The organism is Limnohabitans sp. Rim11, assembly GCF_001269365.1.
Lineage (GTDB): Bacteria > Pseudomonadota > Gammaproteobacteria > Burkholderiales > Burkholderiaceae_C > Limnohabitans_A.
Window position 1 is genome coordinate 519,951 of the sequence record NZ_CXOM01000002.1, and the last position, 16,056, is coordinate 536,006.

Sequence of the window (16,056 nt, forward strand, 5' to 3'; positions counted from 1 at the left end):
TGTTTATGTCCCAAACCATTGATCGAATGTTGAAATTTTCTTCTTGGCTTCGCCTGATCGATGCGGGATTGCGCCTGTTCGCTTGGGGTCTCCTGACGATCGGCTTGGTCATGGGAATGGCTTGGTCGGCACTGCATTTTTGGATTGTGCCGCGAATTGAAGATTTTCGCCCTCGGCTGGAAATTTTGGCCTCGCAGGCCATTGGGGTTCCCGTTCAAATGGGTCAATTGGTGGCGCTCTCATCCGGCTGGATGCCCACATTTGAAGTTCACAACTTGGCGCTGTTAGACCCCGAAGGACGCAGGGCTTTGACCTTGCCCAAAATTACCTTTGCCATCAGCGTCAGGTCGGTCCTCAACCTAGGGGTTGAGCAGCTGGTCATTGACTCTCCGACGCTCGACATCCGCAGAACAGCTCAAGGCGAATGGCGCATAGCGGGCCTTTCCCTTAAAAATGATGGCGCGATCGACTCTGCCGCAGCCGATTGGATTTTTTCTCAAAAAGAAATCGTCATCCAAGGCGGTAAGGTTGTTTGGAATGACGACTACAAAACAGCGGGTCGTGAAAAACCAGCGCTCGAGTTGAGCGAAGTTTCTTGGGTCTTGCGCAATTCTGCTTGGCATCATCAGTGGCGCTTGGACGCAGCACCACCATCGGGTTGGGGCGATCGATTTGTTCTGATGGGCGACATGCGGCGCAGCCTGTTGTCTACCCATCCTGGTCGTTTCAATGATTGGAGCGGCCAAATTCACGTGCAGTTTCCAGATGTTGACCTTGCTGAGCTAAGCCCCTATTTACCTTGGGAGGTCAATGCCTCGCAAGGCAAGGGCGCACTTAGATTGTGGGCGGATGTGCAAACCGGCCAGCTGAAACAAGCCACGGCAGATGTCGTTTTAGAAAACGCCAAAGCAAAACTTAGCCCAGAACTCCAGGCGCTCACCTTCAAAAACATTGCTGGCAGATTGGCCGTCAAAACAGTTCCAAATGGTTTTGACTTTTCAACTGAAGGTTTGAGTTTCGACACCGAGGATGGGCTCCATTGGCCAGGTGGCAATGTCAAAGTGACCTACACCGAGACTGAGAATGGTCAGTCTGCACACGGTCGCTTTCATGGTGACAAATTGGATTTGCTGGCGCTTAGAAACATTGCGCTGCAGTTGCCACTCCCCCCAAACACACGGGACGTGTTGCAAGCACACAAAGTCGCAGGAACAGTCAACGCTTTGCAACTTGAATGGTCTGAGCAAAAAAAGGCCGAAGGGACCAGTTACCAAATCAATACAGCCAATGGCAACATCGAAAAGTTAAATTTTGAAGGCGGCAAAGTGGGGTCATCAACCGAGACATGGCCTGGCATCGAAAATGCCAACGTCCTCTTCGACATGAATGCTGATGGCGGGCAAATCAAAATCAACATTGAACAAGGCGCGCTCAACTTCAACCGCATCTTTGAGGAGCCGCGCATTTCCCTCGACAAAATGCAAGCGTCGGCGAAATGGCTTCAACAAAAAGGTCAGATCACGGTGCCCGATTGGCAACTGAGTCTTAGCAATGCCGATGTATCGGGTTCATGGCAGGGCAATTGGAAACCCAGTGCAACGCCAAACAACATGGGTTACTTGGAGTTGCAGGGCAACATTGTGCGCGCCAATGCCAACAAGGTTTACCGATATTTACCCCTTGGTATCTCCCAAAATGTTCGCAATTATGTTCGCGATTCGGTTCTCAATGGAACGGTTCAAAATGTCGCCGTCAAAGTCAAAGGCGACGTGAACAAGATTCCTTTTGCCAACCCCAAAGACGGAGAGTTTCGTTTTGCCGGAAAGGTGAATGACGTTCAATACGCTTACGTCCCAGTACCTAGCGCAACCAGCTCATCCAGCAGCACCGCTACCAAACAGAACCAAGCGGATACCAGTTGGCCGTTCATGAACAACGTCACGGGTAACATTGTGTTTGATCGTTTCAACTTCAAAGTCAACGGCGCAACGGGCAAGTGGGGCAATACACCATTCACTCAAATCAAAGCTGAAATTCCCAATTTAAGCAACAACCTGGTGGTCAACGTTCAAGGCGAATCCAAATCGAGCGCCAAGCAACTGTTAACCGACTTAAGACTCTCGCCCGTCAACAACATGTTGGGTGGTGTATTGACGCAAGCCAGCAGCACAGGCAATGTGAGCTCGCGTTTGAAGCTCAGCATGCCCTTGGCCGCCATTGACAAAACGACACTTCAAGGCGCCGTGACTTTGTCGGGTAACGATGTACGCATCTTGGACACTTTGCCCGCGTTTGAAAAAGCTCAAGGGGCCATCACATTCAATGAAGGTGGCTTCAGTTTGGCTGGCGTCAGTGCGCAGTTTTTGGGCGGCCCTATTAAGTTTGAGGGTGGCACCAGAAAGCTTCCGCCAAAGAGTTTGGAGGCCAATCCTGTCATCCGCGTGCAAGGACAAGTCAGCGCCAACGGCTTGAAATTAGCGAACGAAATTCCCATCCTCACTTTGTTGGCACAACACGCTAGCGGCTCGGCGGCATATGCCGCCAGTTTGGGCGTCAAGGGCGGTCAGACAGAATTGAGTATTCAGTCTCAACTGCAAGGCCTGGCCTTGAACCTGCCATCCCCACTGAACAAGCGCGCAGATGAGTTGGTGTCCATGCGTTACGACAACAGCATTCAAACACTGGGCGGTGCCGGCGGCAACAAAGCCATGCGCGATGTCTTGCAGTTCAACTGGGGGCGGGCTTTTTCTGCCAGCTACAACCGCGACGTCAGTGGGCTTGAAGCTAAAGTTTTGAATGGTCGATGGATGGTTGGCGAAGGCGTGACACCTGGTGCCGCCAGCAGTACAGACAACAACGTGATTGCCACCGTGAATTTACCGTCATTCTCTGTGGACGATTGGATGCAGGTATTGACACCGCCCAAAAGCAGCCCACAAGATAGCGCCTCACTCAACACGCTGGTTTCAAATGCGACGCAAGCCTATTTACCCACACGCGTTAGCTTGAAAAGCAATGAATTTTTGGTACAAGGTCGAACCCTTCGAAACGTGGTTCTGAATGGCTCGCGTGATGGCTTCTTGTGGCGCACCCAACTGGATGCCAAAGAAATGAATGGCTATTTGGAATACCGTCAACCCAGCCCGCAAAACACCGCTCGAATTTATGCCAGATTGAATCGCCTTAGCTTGCAACCAACAGCCGATCAAGCCGTCGAATCATTGCTAGAAGATTCTCCCGTTTCGATACCCGCCTTGGACATTGTGGTGGATGAACTAGAGCTGCGCGGTAAGAAATTAGGCCGCGTTGAAATTGAGGCCATCAATACCGAAGCCACTGCGCCCAGGTCCAACACCGGTCGTGAATGGCGTTTGAACAAACTCAATGTGACGGTCCCAGAAGCCAACTTCAAAGCCAGCGGCAAATGGATCACCTCTCGCGACGGCACCCAAAAAGCAAACACCGAAATGAACTTCAAGCTGGACATTTCAGATGCCGGTGAGTTGCTCAATCGGCTCGGCACCAAGGATGCCCTCAAAGGGGGGGGGGGCAAATTAGACGGCCAAGTCAATTGGCAAGGCTCTCCCTTGACTTTGCATTATCCCAGCCTGAACGGTCGCTTCAATGTCAACATGGGTCGAGGTCAGTTTTTGCAAGCCGAGCCTGGCGTTGCCAAACTGCTTGGTGTCTTAAGTCTGCAAGCCCTGCCGCGCCGCTTGTTGCTTGATTTCAGAGACGTCTTCAGCGCTGGATTTGCATTCGATAGCATTCGCGGCGATGTCAGCATTCAAAGCGGTATTGCTGCCACTCAAAATTTGCAAATGAAGGGTGTGAACGCCGTCGTTCAAATGGAGGGGTCCTCTGACATCGCGCGGGAAACCCAAAATTTGCGCGTCTTGATTTTGCCCGAAGTCGATGCAGGCACCGCCTCCTTGTTGGCTGGTTTGGCACTGAACCCCGCCATTGGGCTGAGCACCTTCATTGCGCAGTTGGTCTTGCGTCAGCCGCTTAGCCGAGTTAACTCGCAAGAGTTCATGATCGATGGCACTTGGGCTGACCCCAAAGTCACGAAAATGAACGGCTCAGCACCCTAAGACTTAGGCAGGGTTCACGGCATGAAAAGTCCAAGCCAAGTTTTAGATCCTTTTTTCAAAGCACTGTGGCCATTCTTTAAATCGGCCACACGATCCTTTACGGACCGACGTATCTCCTTGTGGTTTGCACTGGTCGGCTTGGTCGTTGCCTTGTTGGTCACATTAGTGTGGTTGGCGGGCCGCTACGAAGCAAGCCAATATCAAGCCGAACTAGACCGAGACACGGTCGATGCTGTGAGCGATATTCGACGCAGCCTGACAAATCACAGCATGAATTTGCAAAGTTTGACGGCCCGGTCTTTGTCTGCCAAACATTGGCGCGCCGAAGCAGAGGGCCTTTTGAGTCAGCACCGTGAATGGTTGCGCGTTGAAAGACGGGGCCTTCAAGGCTTGATCATCGAACATGCCAGCTCGCCTTTTCGTGAACCGCTGTTTGACGGCATCACACGGCTCCATGAGCAAGTAGAAATTACACAAACCTGTACCCGTGCCAAACGCCTGAATGGCCCAGCCTACTCTCGAACCTATTTTGTGCCGCAAGCCAATGGCTTGGGGTTTGAAGTCATGGAAATGTGCTTGCCCAAGATTGAACAAGGTGCAACCGTTGGCTATACCGTCTTAACTTACAGCTTGCAAGACATCTTGGCGTCACAGTTGGGCGAAACGTATGGCCGCAGAAACGAGGTTTCTTTTGTAGAGCCAGACGGCACTCGCCTCGCTGTATATGGCTCTTTGCCCAGAGGGAAGCGTTTTTTCAGTGCCACCCAACTCATGAATTTGCCAGGCAACACCTTGGTGCTGCGAATGGATGGCCGCCGTGCTGGACCGGATCTTTTCCCGAACGTCTTACCGGCGTTGGTCACCGCCATGTCCATTGCGTTGGTATCCGTGCTGGTGTTGTTGGTCAAAGACTCACGGCGGCGCCTCAAGGCTGAGCAAGATTTGGCCGATGCTTTGGCCTTTAGAAAAGCCATGGAAGACTCTTTGGTGACGGGTTTGAGGGCTAGAGACTTAAAAGGCCGAATCACCTATGTGAATCCTGCGTTCTGTCAGATGGTGGGCTTTGAAGCAGAGCAATTGTTGGGTGCTTCTGCGCCCATGCCCTACTGGCCGACCGAAATGGTCGGGGAATACCAACGCCGACAAGCGGTGCGCTTGGCAGGTAATGCGCCGCCTCGCGAAGGTTTTGAGTCGGTTTTTGTCAGGCAAGATGGGTCACGCTTTCCGGTGTTGATCTTTGAAGCGCCTTTGATCAATGCCGTTGGCAAACAAACGGGTTGGATGAGCGCCTTTTTAGATATCAGCGAACAACGCCGCGTCGAAGAAATGTCACGCGCCAGTCAAGAGCGGCTTCAGGCCACGGCCAGGCTGGCCACCGTGGGCGAAATGGCCTCTTTGTTGAGTCACGAGTTAAACCAGCCTTTGGCAGCGATCTCTAGCTATGCCACGGGCTCTTTGAACTTAATCGATCAACATCAAAGTTTGGCAGATCAACCCGGGCCCTCGGCGCTGAGCGACCTGCACATGGCCTTTGAAAGAATTGCGGCACAAGCCAACCGAGCGGGCAAAGTCATCAACAGCGTTCATGACTTTGTGCGCCGCCGCGATCAAGACCGAGAAGCGGTGAGCCCGCGCGCCATCATCGACGCGGTGTTGCCCTTGGTTCAGCTTCAAGCACGCAAATTGAACGTTCGATTGAGCATTCAGTTGGACGACAAATTGGCCGATGTGGTTTGCGATCGAACCATGGTCGAACAAGTTCTCTTGAATCTCGCTCGCAATGGCATGCAGGCCATGGATCACCCCCAGTGCTTAAATCGCGTTTTAACTTTGCATGTCAAGCGCGCGGCCTCCAACAAGGCTCAAGGCTGGATTGAGTTTGATGTCATTGACTTGGGCATTGGCATTTCTGACGAGATCTCGCAAAATTTATTCACGCCTTTTTTCACGACCAAAGCCGAGGGCATGGGCTTAGGTTTAAGTTTGTGCAGAACGGTGGTTGAGCAACACGGCGGGCACTTAGAGTTTGAGCCGAATTTACCCGGCGGCACTTTGTTTCGCTTTACGCTTCCCACCCAAGCCTAAGGCCTTTTAAAATCAAGCATGCAACCCTCTCTTAACGCTTGTGTTTACATTGTTGACGACGACGCCAGCGTTCGCGATGCCATGGCATGGTTGCTGCGCTCTCGCCGCGTCATGAGCGAGTCTTTTGAAAGTGCAGAGGCTTTTGTGGCCATGCTCAAAGAAAAGTTTCCACAAACCAACACCCTCTCACCCAATCAGGCGGGTTGTATTTTGTTAGATGTTCGGATGCCCGGGCAAAGTGGCCTGGCTTTGTTTGAAAGCCTCTTGGCCAACGGCTTGGCAAAGGCTTGGCCGATCATTTTTTTGACCGGTCACGCCGACGTCCCTACGGCGGTCGACAGCGTTAAACGGGGCGCCTTTGATTTTTGTGAAAAGCCTTTTTCTGACAATGCCTTGGTCGATCGCATCGAACAGGCATTGGCACTTTCCAAGGAGCGTTTGGCATCGAGCGCATTAAGCGCAGGCTTAGCATCTCGCTTGGCTGAGTTGACCGAACGTGAACAAGATGTGCTGAAGTTGGTGGTGGAGGGCTTGCCCAACAAACTCATTGCCGATCAACTGGACATCAGTGTGCGAACCGTTGAAGTTCACCGCTCGCGCGTCTTTGAAAAAATGAGCGTGAAATCGGCTGTTGAGTTGGCCAATTTGTTGCGTGAGGTTTAGGGCACAAAGCGGCGCATTGCTTATGAACCTTCTGCGTCGTTCTGTTTATTCGCTTTGTTCGTTTTGGATTCTTCCTCAGACACCAGTTCACCTTTTTTGCGTCCAGAAAACATGGTCCACCACACAATGAGCACCAGCAGCACAAGTGCCAGCAGCGCCTCTAACAGAATCAATCCCATGCAAAAGCTCCTCGGTTCACACATTGTAGGGAGCTTGGCAATGACCTTGCCTCTTCTGTTGATTGGTTGTAGCTCGCCGCCCGCGCCGGTTTCCGCGCCAACCGCGGCACCACAACCCACGGTGACAACACCCCCCAAGGTGACACCCGCCAGTGCGCCATCTAGCAACACAGCCAGCTTTGTCAACGCCAAAAGTCGATGGGTTTTGGCCTCTTGGAGCGATCTTCCTGGCTTGGCAAACGACAATTTGAACGAGGCTTGGACAGCTTGGTTGCAGAGCTGCACACGCAGCGCAACGGCACACAAGAAGTTTTGTCCTGAGGTCCAGCAATTGTCAAATCAGCCATCGTCGGTTCAACGAGACTGGTTGATCAAGTCATTTCAGCCCTATCGGGTGGAGTCTCTGACAGGCAATGCTGCGCCATCCACAGGTTTGTTAACGGCCTATTACGAACCGATTTTTGAAGCCACTCGAAATGCCAAGCCAGGTTTCAATGTGCCGCTCTACGGCGTGCCTTCCAATTTAAAAAGCAAGTCTCCCTGGTTTTCAAGGGACGAAATTCTCAAAAATTCCGCGGCACAGGCCGCTTTGAAAGGCAAAGAACTTGCGTACATCGCCGACCCCGTCGATGCCATGGTCTTGCACATTCAAGGTTCTGGCCGCCTTTGGGTCACCCAGGCCGACGGCTCGCGCCGTCAAATTCGATTGGCTTTTGCGGGAACCAACGATCATCCCTATCAAAGCATTGGCCGCTGGCTCTTAGATCAGAACCTCACCAAAGACGCAACTTGGCCTGGCATCAAAAACTGGTTGGCCCAAAATCCTCACCGAGCGACGGAACTACTGTCTAAAAATCCACGCTACGTCTTCTTTAAGGAAGAGGCTCTCAATGGCAACGACGTGCAACTGGGCCCCAAAGGTGCGCAAGGCGTGCCGCTAACACCCGGCCGCTCGATTGCCGTCGACCCTGGCAGCATTCCCTATGGCATGCCGGTTTGGCTGTCCAGTAGCGGCCCCCAAACCCAGTTAAACCGCTTGGTGATGGCGCAAGACACAGGCAGTGCCATCGTGGGCGCTGTCCGTGCTGATTATTTTGTGGGGTCGGGACAGGCTGCCGGCGATTTGGCGGGCCGTCTCAAACAGGACATGAAAATGTGGATTTTGCTTCCCCGCTAAGCCCTGTCGTTCTACACTGCGGCTCAATGCTTTAGAAAGTGGGCCACCATGAACGCACCTTTGCCTGATCACCTGCGCCAAGCACTGGCCAACGTCACGCTAGACGACAAATACACGCTTCAACACGGCATGGCTTTTATGAGCGGGGTACAAGCCCTGGTTCGATTGCCCATGCTGCAACAAGAGCGGGATGCTTTGGCCGGTAAAAAAACAGGCGCACTCATCAGTGGCTATAGAGGTTCTCCACTGGGTGGTTACGACCAAGCCCTATGGAAAGCCAAACCGTATTTAGAAAAACACAACATCGTTTTTCAACCGGGCGTGAACGAAGAGTTGGCGGCCACCGCGTTGTGGGGTACGCAACAAATGGGCTTTGCACCGCCAGGCAGCGCCAAGTTTGATGGTGTCTTTGGCATTTGGTATGGCAAAGGCCCTGGCGTTGATCGGTGTTCCGATGTTTTCAAACATGCCAACATGGCGGGCACCACACCATGGGGCGGTGTCTTGGCTGTTGCAGGTGACGATCACGTTGCCAAAAGCTCTACCGCCGCGCATCAGAGCGATCACATTTTTAAAGCCTGCGGTCTGCCAGTCTTCTTTCCGGCGTCTGTTCAAGAAGTTTTAGATTTGGGTGTCCATGCCATTGCCTTAAGCCGCTTTGCCGGTGTTTGGTCGGGCATGAAAACCATTCAAGAGATTGTGGAGTCCAGCGCCACCGTTGACATTGAAGCCGACCGTGTCAAAGTTGTTTTGCCAGACTTTGAAATGCCGCCAGGAGGAGTTCACATTCGCTGGCCCGACGCCGCTTTAGATCAAGAGGCCCGCTTATTTGATTACAAGTGGTATGCCGCTTTGGCTTACATTCGCGCCAACAAACTCAATCACAACGTGATCGAAGGACCCAATGACCGCTACGGCATCGTGGCCAGCGGCAAAGCCTACAACGACACGCGTCAAGCTTTGCTTGATTTGGGTTTGGATGTGGCTACATGCCAGCGCTTGGGTATTCGCGTTCACAAAGTTTCGGTTGTATGGCCTTTAGAAGCCCAAACAACACGAGAGTTTGCACACGGCTTGAAAGAGATCTTGGTGGTCGAAGAAAAACGCCAGATCATCGAATACCAATTGAAAGAAGAGCTCTACAACTGGCCAGACGCTTTGCGTCCGCGCATTGTGGGCAAGTTCGATGAGATCGAGGGTGATGATTCAGGTGGCGAGTGGTCTGTTCCCAATCCTACTTCGCATCGATTGCTGCGGGCCAACGCCGACCTCACCCCCACATTGATTGCCAAAGCACTTGCCAAGCGACTTCAAAAATTAGATTTGCCATCCGATGTTTTGGCAAAAATGAATGCGCAATTGCACATTATTGAAAACAAAGAACGTGCCCAAAACAGTTTGGTTTTGAATCCCGCTGCAGACCGTATGCCATGGTTCTGTTCAGGCTGTCCGCACAACACCAGCACCAAAGTGCCAGAGGGTTCTCGGGCCATGGCGGGCATTGGTTGTCACTTTATGAGTTTGTGGATGGACCGCAGCACAACGGGCTTCACACAAATGGGAGGTGAAGGAACGCCTTGGATTGGTCAACAGCACTTCAGTCATGAAAATCATGTGTTTGCCAACATTGGTGATGGTACTTATTTTCACAGTGGCATTTTGGCCATTCGCCAAAGCATTGCTGCGGGAATCAACATCACGTACAAAATTTTGTACAACGATGCCGTGGCCATGACCGGTGGTCAACGCATTGGTGAGAGAGCTGAAGGACACAGCGTCGTTCAAATTGCACAGAGCATGCGCGCTGAGGGTGCTGTCGTCATCAAAGTGGTGACTGATGAACCCGAAAAATACAACGGTGTTGCACTGGCTGAAGGTGTGATGGTTCATCACCGTGACGAACTCGATGCCGTTCAACGCCAACTTCGCGAAATCAAGGGCTGCACGGTCATTATTTATGACCAAACATGTGCCACAGAAAAACGTCGCCGCCGCAAGCGCGGCACCATGGTCGATCCTGCGGTTCGCGTGATGATCAATGAGTTGGTCTGTGAAGGTTGTGGCGATTGTGGTGTGCAGTCCAACTGCTTGTCGGTTGAACCCCTTGAAACCGAATTGGGCCGCAAGCGAACCATCAATCAAAACACCTGTAACAAGGACACCAGTTGCCTCAAAGGTTTCTGTCCTAGTTTTGTTTCTATTGAAGGTGGACAACTGAAGAAAAAATCAAAAGGTCAAAAATTTGATGCTTCTTTGCTGCCTGCTTTGCCTCGCCCCACATTGCCTAACTTAACAGGCTTGCCTGCTTATGGCATTGTGGTTGCAGGGGTTGGCGGCACCGGAGTGATCACCATCGGCCAATTGTTAGGTATGGCAGCCCACTTAGATGGTTTGGGTGTCGTGACTCAAGACTCTGCTGGCCTGGCTCAAAAAGGCGGTGCCACTTGGAGCCATGTTTTGTTGGCTCAACACCAAGACAAGATTCAAACAACGCGTGTCAGCATGGCAGCGGCAGACTTAATTTTGGGCTGCGATCCCATTGTGAGTGCTGGCAAAGAAACGCTTTCTCGCATGTTGCAAGGTAGAACCCACGTTGCTTTGAATTCCTACAGCACGCCCACTGCTGCATTTGTTAAAAATGCCCAATGGTTGAATCCAGCAGACAGTTGCGCCGCTGAAATTGCCAATACCGTTGGCATGGAAGGTCTGGCCAGTTTTGACGCAGACAAACTGTCCAATCTCTTGATGGGTGACACCATCTACATCAATCCCATGATTTTGGGATATGCCTGGCAAAAGGGATGGGTTCCATTGAGTTTAGAAGCTTTACAACGTGCCATCGAACTCAATGAGGTTGCAGTTGCCAACAATTTGGCAGCCTTTGAATGGGGACGCCATGCAGCGCATCAAATGCCTGCTTTAGAAGCACTGACTTCACCAGCACAAGTCATTGAATTTAAAAAGCGCACCACACTCGATGACCTGATTGCTCACCGCGTTGCTTTTTTAACTGACTATCAAAACAAGCAATACGCCAAAGAGTACGAAGATTTTGTACTTTCAGTCAAAGCCAAAGAATCTGCTTTAGGGCTTAGTACGCTGACTGAAACCGTTGCCAAATATTTGTTCAAATTGATGGCTTACAAAGATGAGTACGAAGTTGCCCGACTTCATACCGATAAACAGTTCCTAGAACGCGTTAAAAGCCAGTTTGAGGGCGATTTCAAGGTTTTCTACCATCTAGCCCCACCCTTGCTTGCAAAACGCAATGAGAAGGGCCATCTGATCAAACAAAAAATGAGCCCTCACATGCTGTTGGCCTTCAAATTCTTGTCGAAATTGAAATTCTTAAGGGGCACTTCATTGGATGTGTTCGGTCGCACCGAAGAAAGACAAACAGAACGTGCTCTGATTCAAGAATACAAGGATGCAGTAAATGAGTTGTTAGGTTCACTGACAGCCCAAAATCATGCACTGGCTGTGAATGTGGCCAAGGTACCCGAACAAATTAAAGGTTTTGGTCATGTCAAAGAAAGACACATTGAAGCGGCCATGCTTCAGTGGCAAAACAACATGGATCTTTTCAGAAAAGCTGTTTAATTTGCCAACGGATTTTGTCTTTGTATTCTTCTTTTATATAGATTAATACATAGTAGTAGTAGATAAGGAGAGGCTTGTTCTGTGGACAAGGCTCTTTTTTCTTTATAGATCAATGAATTGGCTACTTTTAAAGCATGTGCAAGAGGCTGCAATCTGGGTGTATCGAAAAAGTGAATAAGTTTTGATTTGCTAAAAATCTGTGGATAACTTGCCAGTTATCCTTTAATTTTCCACACAGTTGTTCATTGACAAACAGGGGATTTAATTATTTTTCTAAAAACCATTGGATGCCGGTTTTGGCAATGAAACCAACCATGCCAAAAGCCAGCCCCAAGAAAAGAACAAAGGTTCCAAACTTACCTGCTTTGGATTCCCATGCCAAGTGGCCAATGATGAAAAGCATGTACAACATGAAAGCTGCAATGCCAATCGTTAAACCAAACGAGGCAATTTGTTCTTCAGTCAATCCCCAGATCATGGATGCATTTTGACGTGGTGGCCCATAGGACCACGGTTTAAGAATTTTTGAGTTTGTGTGTCAAATACTTTTTGCTGTGCAGGCGTCAAAGTGGCATAGAAAGTTTTGCTGGCATCCATCCGCTTTGTTATTTCTAAATCTCGCTCAGCTTTAAGTGCCATCATTTTGTCGATTCTCTCAGGTGTTGATAGTTTTTCCATTTCAGCCATTGAATGATTTGTTGGGCGCTTCATGGGTGATTTCATGGCCGTTTCAAAAGCATTCCAAGCATTTTCTTGTGATGCTTGCAGCTGAAGAAAAACTTTGAGTTCATTCAGATGTTTTTGATGACGCTCACTGTGGTGGGCATTACTTTTTGCTTCATGCATCATGCCGTGGCCAGGTGATTGTGCAATTGCAATCGTGCTGAAACCACAAGCGATGGCGATAAGTGCTGTTACCAGTGGAGTGTGAAGTTTAGACATGAGGGTCCTTTCAAATTAAAAGAACAGTTTCTCTTTCTTGTGTGTCTGTATCTTTCAAAGATTGTTATGAATTGTAAAGACCCGCTCTAAAGTCATCGACAGCTTGTATCAACTCTTCACGCGTGTTCATCACAAAGGGCCCGTATTGGGCAATGGGCTCATTTAGAGGCTTACCAGCAATTAAAAGTACTTTAGAACCTGCTGCGGCACTGATTTCTACACCAGATCCTTCGTTGCGAAGAATGGCCATGCGGTGCAGGCCAATGCTGGTTTCTTGATTTTCACTGACCACTTTGGCACTGCCGCGATAGACATACAAAAAAGCATTGTGTTCTGCTGGAATGCTTTGTTGAAAATGAGCCGCCTGATCAAAATGGATGTCTAAATAAAGAGCCTGCGTTGGAAACAATTTAGCCGGCCTGTTGACAGCGCCTTCAACGCCGTGTGACTTACCTGCTATGACACGCAAGGAGACGCCAGAAGTTAAAGAGAGTTCAGGTATTTTTTCGCTTTGTATGTCTTGATACGCAGGGGCACACATTTTTTGATGGGAGGCCAAATTCAGCCACAGCTGAAAACCTTCCATCACACCTTCTTCTTGTTCTGGCATTTCACTGTGCACCACACCACGGCCAGCAGTCATCCACTGTACACCCCCGTTTTGTAGCAAGCCTTCATTGCCCGCACTGTCACGGTGGCGCATTCGCCCCGCAATCATGTAGGTTACTGTTTCAAAGCCACGGTGTGGGTGATCTGGAAAGCCACCGCCGTAGTCGTTGGGATCATCACTGCCAAAGTTATCGAGCATGAGGAAGGGATCAAGGCGGCGTTGATGCGCTTGCGTCAGCACCCTTGTGAGCTTGACGCCGTCGCCATCGCGCGTGGCTTGCCCGATGACTTGTTGTTCGACGCTGCGGCCTTGAAAATTAGGAAGACTCATGTTGAAGAAGCATTGAGAAATGGATAGTCGGTATAGCCTTTTTCGAGGCCACCATAAAACGTGCTCCGATCGGGCTCATTGAATGGGCCATTTTGCCTAAGCCTTAAACCCAGGTCTGGGTTGGCAATAAATGGTCGACCAAAGGCAATTAAATCTGCACCATTGCTCAAAGCTTGATGGGCCAATTCAAGCGTGTAGGCATTGTTGAGCATCCATGCGCCTGTTCCGCCTGCCCCAACGTACGCCGCTTTAAGCGCCGCATAGTCAAACGGCTGCGGGCCCTGATAAAAGTCACGCGCTGCGCCGGTGGAGCCCTCTACTGTGTGAACGTAGGCCAAGTTCAATGTGCCCAAAAACTGAGCAACGTGTTCAAACAATGTTTGGGGTTCATCGTCTGACGCGTCATTGGCTGGGGTGACGGGAGAAATACGGATGGCACTGTTTCCACCCCCAATTTCGGAGCAGACTGCTTGCATCACTTCTTTCAAAAAGCGCGTTCGGTTTTCAACGCTGCCGCCGTAAGAGTCGGTTCGGTGGTTACTGCCAGACCTTAAAAATTGATCGATTAAATAGCCATTGGCGGCGTGCACCTCCACACCATCAAACCCTGCCGCCATGGCGTTGCGTGAGGCGGTTTTGTAGTCTGCCACAATGCCTGGAATTTCGTCGATTGAAAGTGCGCGCGGCTCAGATGTGGCCATAAAACTTGGCACACCCTCAATGAGCTGAACGGTTTTGGTTTTTGCGGTGAGTGCCGAAGGCGCAACGGGCGCCGCGCCGTCTGGTTGAAAGCAATGATGTGACACGCGGCCGACATGCCAGAGTTGCATGACAATTTTTCCACCCTGTGCATGCACTGCGGCCGTCACGGGTTTCCATGCTGCAACTTGCTCAGAAGACCAGATGCCTGGTACATCTGCATAGCCCTGACCTTGATGGCTGATGGCGGTTGCTTCTGTGATGATGAGGCCTGCGCCCGTTGCGGGCTTGGCGCGTTGCGCATAGTATTCAGCCATGAGTGCATTGGCCAAAGCGAGTGGCGCTCGATTTCGAGTGAGCGGAGCCATCACAATGCGTGATGCGAGGTGAAGGTTGCCTGCTTGGCAGGGTTCAAATAAGTTTTTCATGACTCAAAATATCCGATGGATGACGGCCTTAGGGTTGTCGGTTTGTATTTCAATGGCTGCCGCTGTCTCTTTAGGAATGACGCGGTTTGCCTATGCGCTCTTGTTGCCACCCATGCGTGACGATTTGTTGTGGAGCTACACCTTAGCAGGTGCCATGAATACTTTCAATGCCGTGGGTTACTTGGTCGGAGCTTTGTTAACGCCATGGGCGCTGCGCCGATGGGGTGCTGTGAGGGTTTTAATTTGGGGAGCGTTGGCAGCAACTATTTTCATGGCCCTGACGGGGTTCTTGATCGACACGGCGGCTTTGTTGTTTCAACGCTTCCTGGCTGGCGTTGCCAGCGCAGCCGTTTTTGTTTCTGGCGGTTTATTGGCGGCCCGACTCGGTGCACAAATTCCGGCGCAATCTGGCTTGTTGTTGGGTGTTTACTACGGCGGAACGGGTTGGGGCATCGTCTTGTCTGCGCTTATGGTGCCTGCCTCATTGGGCTGGGCACAAGTGCAGGCGGTTGATCACCCGTGGTCGTGGGCTTGGTGGTCTTTGGCGGGGCTGTGTTTGGCCCTCAGTTTATTGATGATTCTGATTCGCCGTCCCTTGATGCATTGGGCGCCTGAGTCGCCGCCTTCTATGGCCTCAACCCATCAAGCAGCACCAGCAACGCGCGGGTTGCGTCAATGGTTTTTTGCTTTGTTGGGGTATGGCTGCTTTGGCGTTGGTTATATCGGGTACATGACTTTTGTGGTGGCCTTGTTGAGAGAACAAGGCGCGGGACCCGCCGACATCACTTTGTTTTATGCGCTCTTGGGTGTGGCTGTGGTTGTCTCGTCCAGGGTCTGGGCGGGCTTGTTGAATCACTATCGTGGTGGACAAGCGCTGTCTATTTTGAACGCCTTGTTGAGTGTGGCAACACTCATTCCAGCCATCACTGCTGCATGGCCTTTGATGATGATTTCGGGCTTGATTTTTGGCCTTGTGTTTTTGTCTCTGGTTGCCTCAACCACGGCCATGGTGAAACACAACTTGCCACCAGAGCAGTGGGCTTCTGGCATCAGTGTGTTTACCGTTATTTTTGCGTTGGGCCAAATTGTGGGTCCCGTGGTGGTGGGCTGGATTGCCGATGGTGATGGCGGCTTGCAAAGGGGTTTGTTGTTTTCTGCGATGGCTTTGTTGTTGGGGTCTTTTTTTGCGTGGCAACAAAAACCATTGACAGAAAAAACAACGGCGTGATATCACCTGACGACAGCCTTC

At 51.0% G+C, this 16,056-nt stretch carries 11 protein-coding genes; 6 read left to right on the forward strand and 5 right to left on the reverse strand.

The annotated features are described in order from the left end of the window. Nucleotides 1–5: 5 nt before the first annotated feature. From AMM03_RS07190 to AMM03_RS07200, 3 genes are read left to right on the forward strand one after another with little or no spacing between them, the layout of a single operon-like run. Nucleotides 6–4,094, forward strand: a complete 4,089-nt coding sequence (locus tag AMM03_RS07190; RefSeq protein ID WP_090129923.1) for a YhdP family protein — start codon at nucleotides 6–8, stop codon at nucleotides 4,092–4,094. A 21-nt stretch (nucleotides 4,095–4,115) separates the two neighbouring features. Continuing rightward, the gene (locus AMM03_RS07195; protein WP_090129925.1) at nucleotides 4,116–6,179 is read left to right on the forward strand and encodes a two-component system sensor histidine kinase NtrB; all 2,064 of its coding nucleotides are present in this window, start codon (nucleotides 4,116–4,118) and stop codon (nucleotides 6,177–6,179) included. 18 nt (nucleotides 6,180–6,197) lie between these two features. Continuing rightward, nucleotides 6,198–6,842 (forward strand): response regulator transcription factor, encoded by a 645-nt coding sequence (locus AMM03_RS07200; RefSeq protein ID WP_090129927.1) that lies wholly within the window; start codon nucleotides 6,198–6,200, stop codon nucleotides 6,840–6,842. Between the two features lie 20 nt (nucleotides 6,843–6,862). On the opposite strand, the gene AMM03_RS14145 is transcribed toward AMM03_RS07200, so the two are convergent. Next, nucleotides 6,863–7,021 carry a hypothetical protein gene (locus AMM03_RS14145; RefSeq protein ID WP_194942842.1) on the reverse strand — a complete coding sequence of 53 codons (159 nt, stop codon included), beginning with the start codon at nucleotides 7,019–7,021 and terminating at the stop codon, nucleotides 6,863–6,865. On the opposite strand from AMM03_RS14145, the gene AMM03_RS07205 reads away from it, so the two are divergent. Both AMM03_RS07205 and AMM03_RS07210 read left to right on the forward strand, forming a co-directional pair. After that, nucleotides 6,954–8,198: a murein transglycosylase A gene (locus AMM03_RS07205; protein WP_090130748.1), complete on the forward strand. Its 1,245-nt coding sequence runs from the start codon at nucleotides 6,954–6,956 to the stop codon at nucleotides 8,196–8,198. The two genes, AMM03_RS14145 and AMM03_RS07205, sit on opposite strands and share 68 nt — an antisense overlap. 48 nt (nucleotides 8,199–8,246) lie before the next feature. Then, complete coding sequence (locus AMM03_RS07210) at nucleotides 8,247–11,798, forward strand: indolepyruvate ferredoxin oxidoreductase family protein (RefSeq protein WP_090129929.1); 3,552 nt, start codon at nucleotides 8,247–8,249, stop codon at nucleotides 11,796–11,798. A 265-nt stretch (nucleotides 11,799–12,063) separates the two neighbouring features. Here AMM03_RS07210 and AMM03_RS07215 read toward each other — a convergent pair whose 3' ends face one another. The 4 genes from AMM03_RS07215 to AMM03_RS07230 form a co-directional block, all read right to left on the reverse strand. Continuing rightward, nucleotides 12,064–12,276 carry a DUF2788 domain-containing protein gene (locus AMM03_RS07215; RefSeq protein WP_090129932.1) on the reverse strand — a complete coding sequence of 71 codons (213 nt, stop codon included), beginning with the start codon at nucleotides 12,274–12,276 and terminating at the stop codon, nucleotides 12,064–12,066. After that, nucleotides 12,273–12,740 carry a Spy/CpxP family protein refolding chaperone gene (locus AMM03_RS07220; protein ID WP_090129934.1) on the reverse strand — a complete coding sequence of 156 codons (468 nt, stop codon included), beginning with the start codon at nucleotides 12,738–12,740 and terminating at the stop codon, nucleotides 12,273–12,275. Before AMM03_RS07220 ends, AMM03_RS07215 begins: the two co-directional genes overlap by 4 nt. A gap of 64 nt (nucleotides 12,741–12,804) precedes the next feature. Next, the gene (locus AMM03_RS07225) at nucleotides 12,805–13,680 is read right to left on the reverse strand and encodes a pirin family protein (RefSeq protein WP_090129936.1); all 876 of its coding nucleotides are present in this window, start codon (nucleotides 13,678–13,680) and stop codon (nucleotides 12,805–12,807) included. Continuing rightward, nucleotides 13,677–14,807: an alkene reductase gene (locus tag AMM03_RS07230; protein ID WP_090129938.1), complete on the reverse strand. Its 1,131-nt coding sequence runs from the start codon at nucleotides 14,805–14,807 to the stop codon at nucleotides 13,677–13,679. Before AMM03_RS07230 ends, AMM03_RS07225 begins: the two co-directional genes overlap by 4 nt. Between AMM03_RS07230 and AMM03_RS07235 the strand changes: the two genes are divergently transcribed. Beyond that, nucleotides 14,806–16,035, forward strand: a complete 1,230-nt coding sequence (locus AMM03_RS07235) for a YbfB/YjiJ family MFS transporter (RefSeq protein ID WP_228764604.1) — start codon at nucleotides 14,806–14,808, stop codon at nucleotides 16,033–16,035. The genes AMM03_RS07230 and AMM03_RS07235 overlap by 2 nt on opposite strands. Nucleotides 16,036–16,056: the final 21 nt, after the last annotated feature.

Excerpts from the sequence above, each read along its gene's own strand:
- AMM03_RS07220 (WP_090129934.1), bottom strand. The coding sequence starts at position 12,740 with ATGTCTAAACTTCACACTCCACTGGTAACAGCACTTATCGCCATCGCT.
- AMM03_RS07225 (WP_090129936.1), bottom strand. The coding sequence starts at position 13,680 with ATGAGTCTTCCTAATTTTCAAGGCCGCAGCGTCGAACAACAAGTCATC.
- AMM03_RS07215 (WP_090129932.1), bottom strand. The coding sequence starts at position 12,276 with ATGATCTGGGGATTGACTGAAGAACAAATTGCCTCGTTTGGTTTAACG.
- AMM03_RS14145 (WP_194942842.1), bottom strand. The coding sequence starts at position 7,021 with ATGGGATTGATTCTGTTAGAGGCGCTGCTGGCACTTGTGCTGCTGGTG.
- AMM03_RS07235 (WP_228764604.1), top strand. The coding sequence starts at position 14,806 with ATGACTCAAAATATCCGATGGATGACGGCCTTAGGGTTGTCGGTTTGT.
- AMM03_RS07205 (WP_090130748.1), top strand. The coding sequence starts at position 6,954 with ATGGTCCACCACACAATGAGCACCAGCAGCACAAGTGCCAGCAGCGCC.
- AMM03_RS07190 (WP_090129923.1), top strand. The coding sequence starts at position 6 with ATGTCCCAAACCATTGATCGAATGTTGAAATTTTCTTCTTGGCTTCGC.
- AMM03_RS07195 (WP_090129925.1), top strand. The coding sequence starts at position 4,116 with ATGAAAAGTCCAAGCCAAGTTTTAGATCCTTTTTTCAAAGCACTGTGG.
- AMM03_RS07200 (WP_090129927.1), top strand. The coding sequence starts at position 6,198 with ATGCAACCCTCTCTTAACGCTTGTGTTTACATTGTTGACGACGACGCC.
- AMM03_RS07210 (WP_090129929.1), top strand. The coding sequence starts at position 8,247 with ATGAACGCACCTTTGCCTGATCACCTGCGCCAAGCACTGGCCAACGTC.
- AMM03_RS07230 (WP_090129938.1), bottom strand. The coding sequence starts at position 14,807 with ATGAAAAACTTATTTGAACCCTGCCAAGCAGGCAACCTTCACCTCGCA.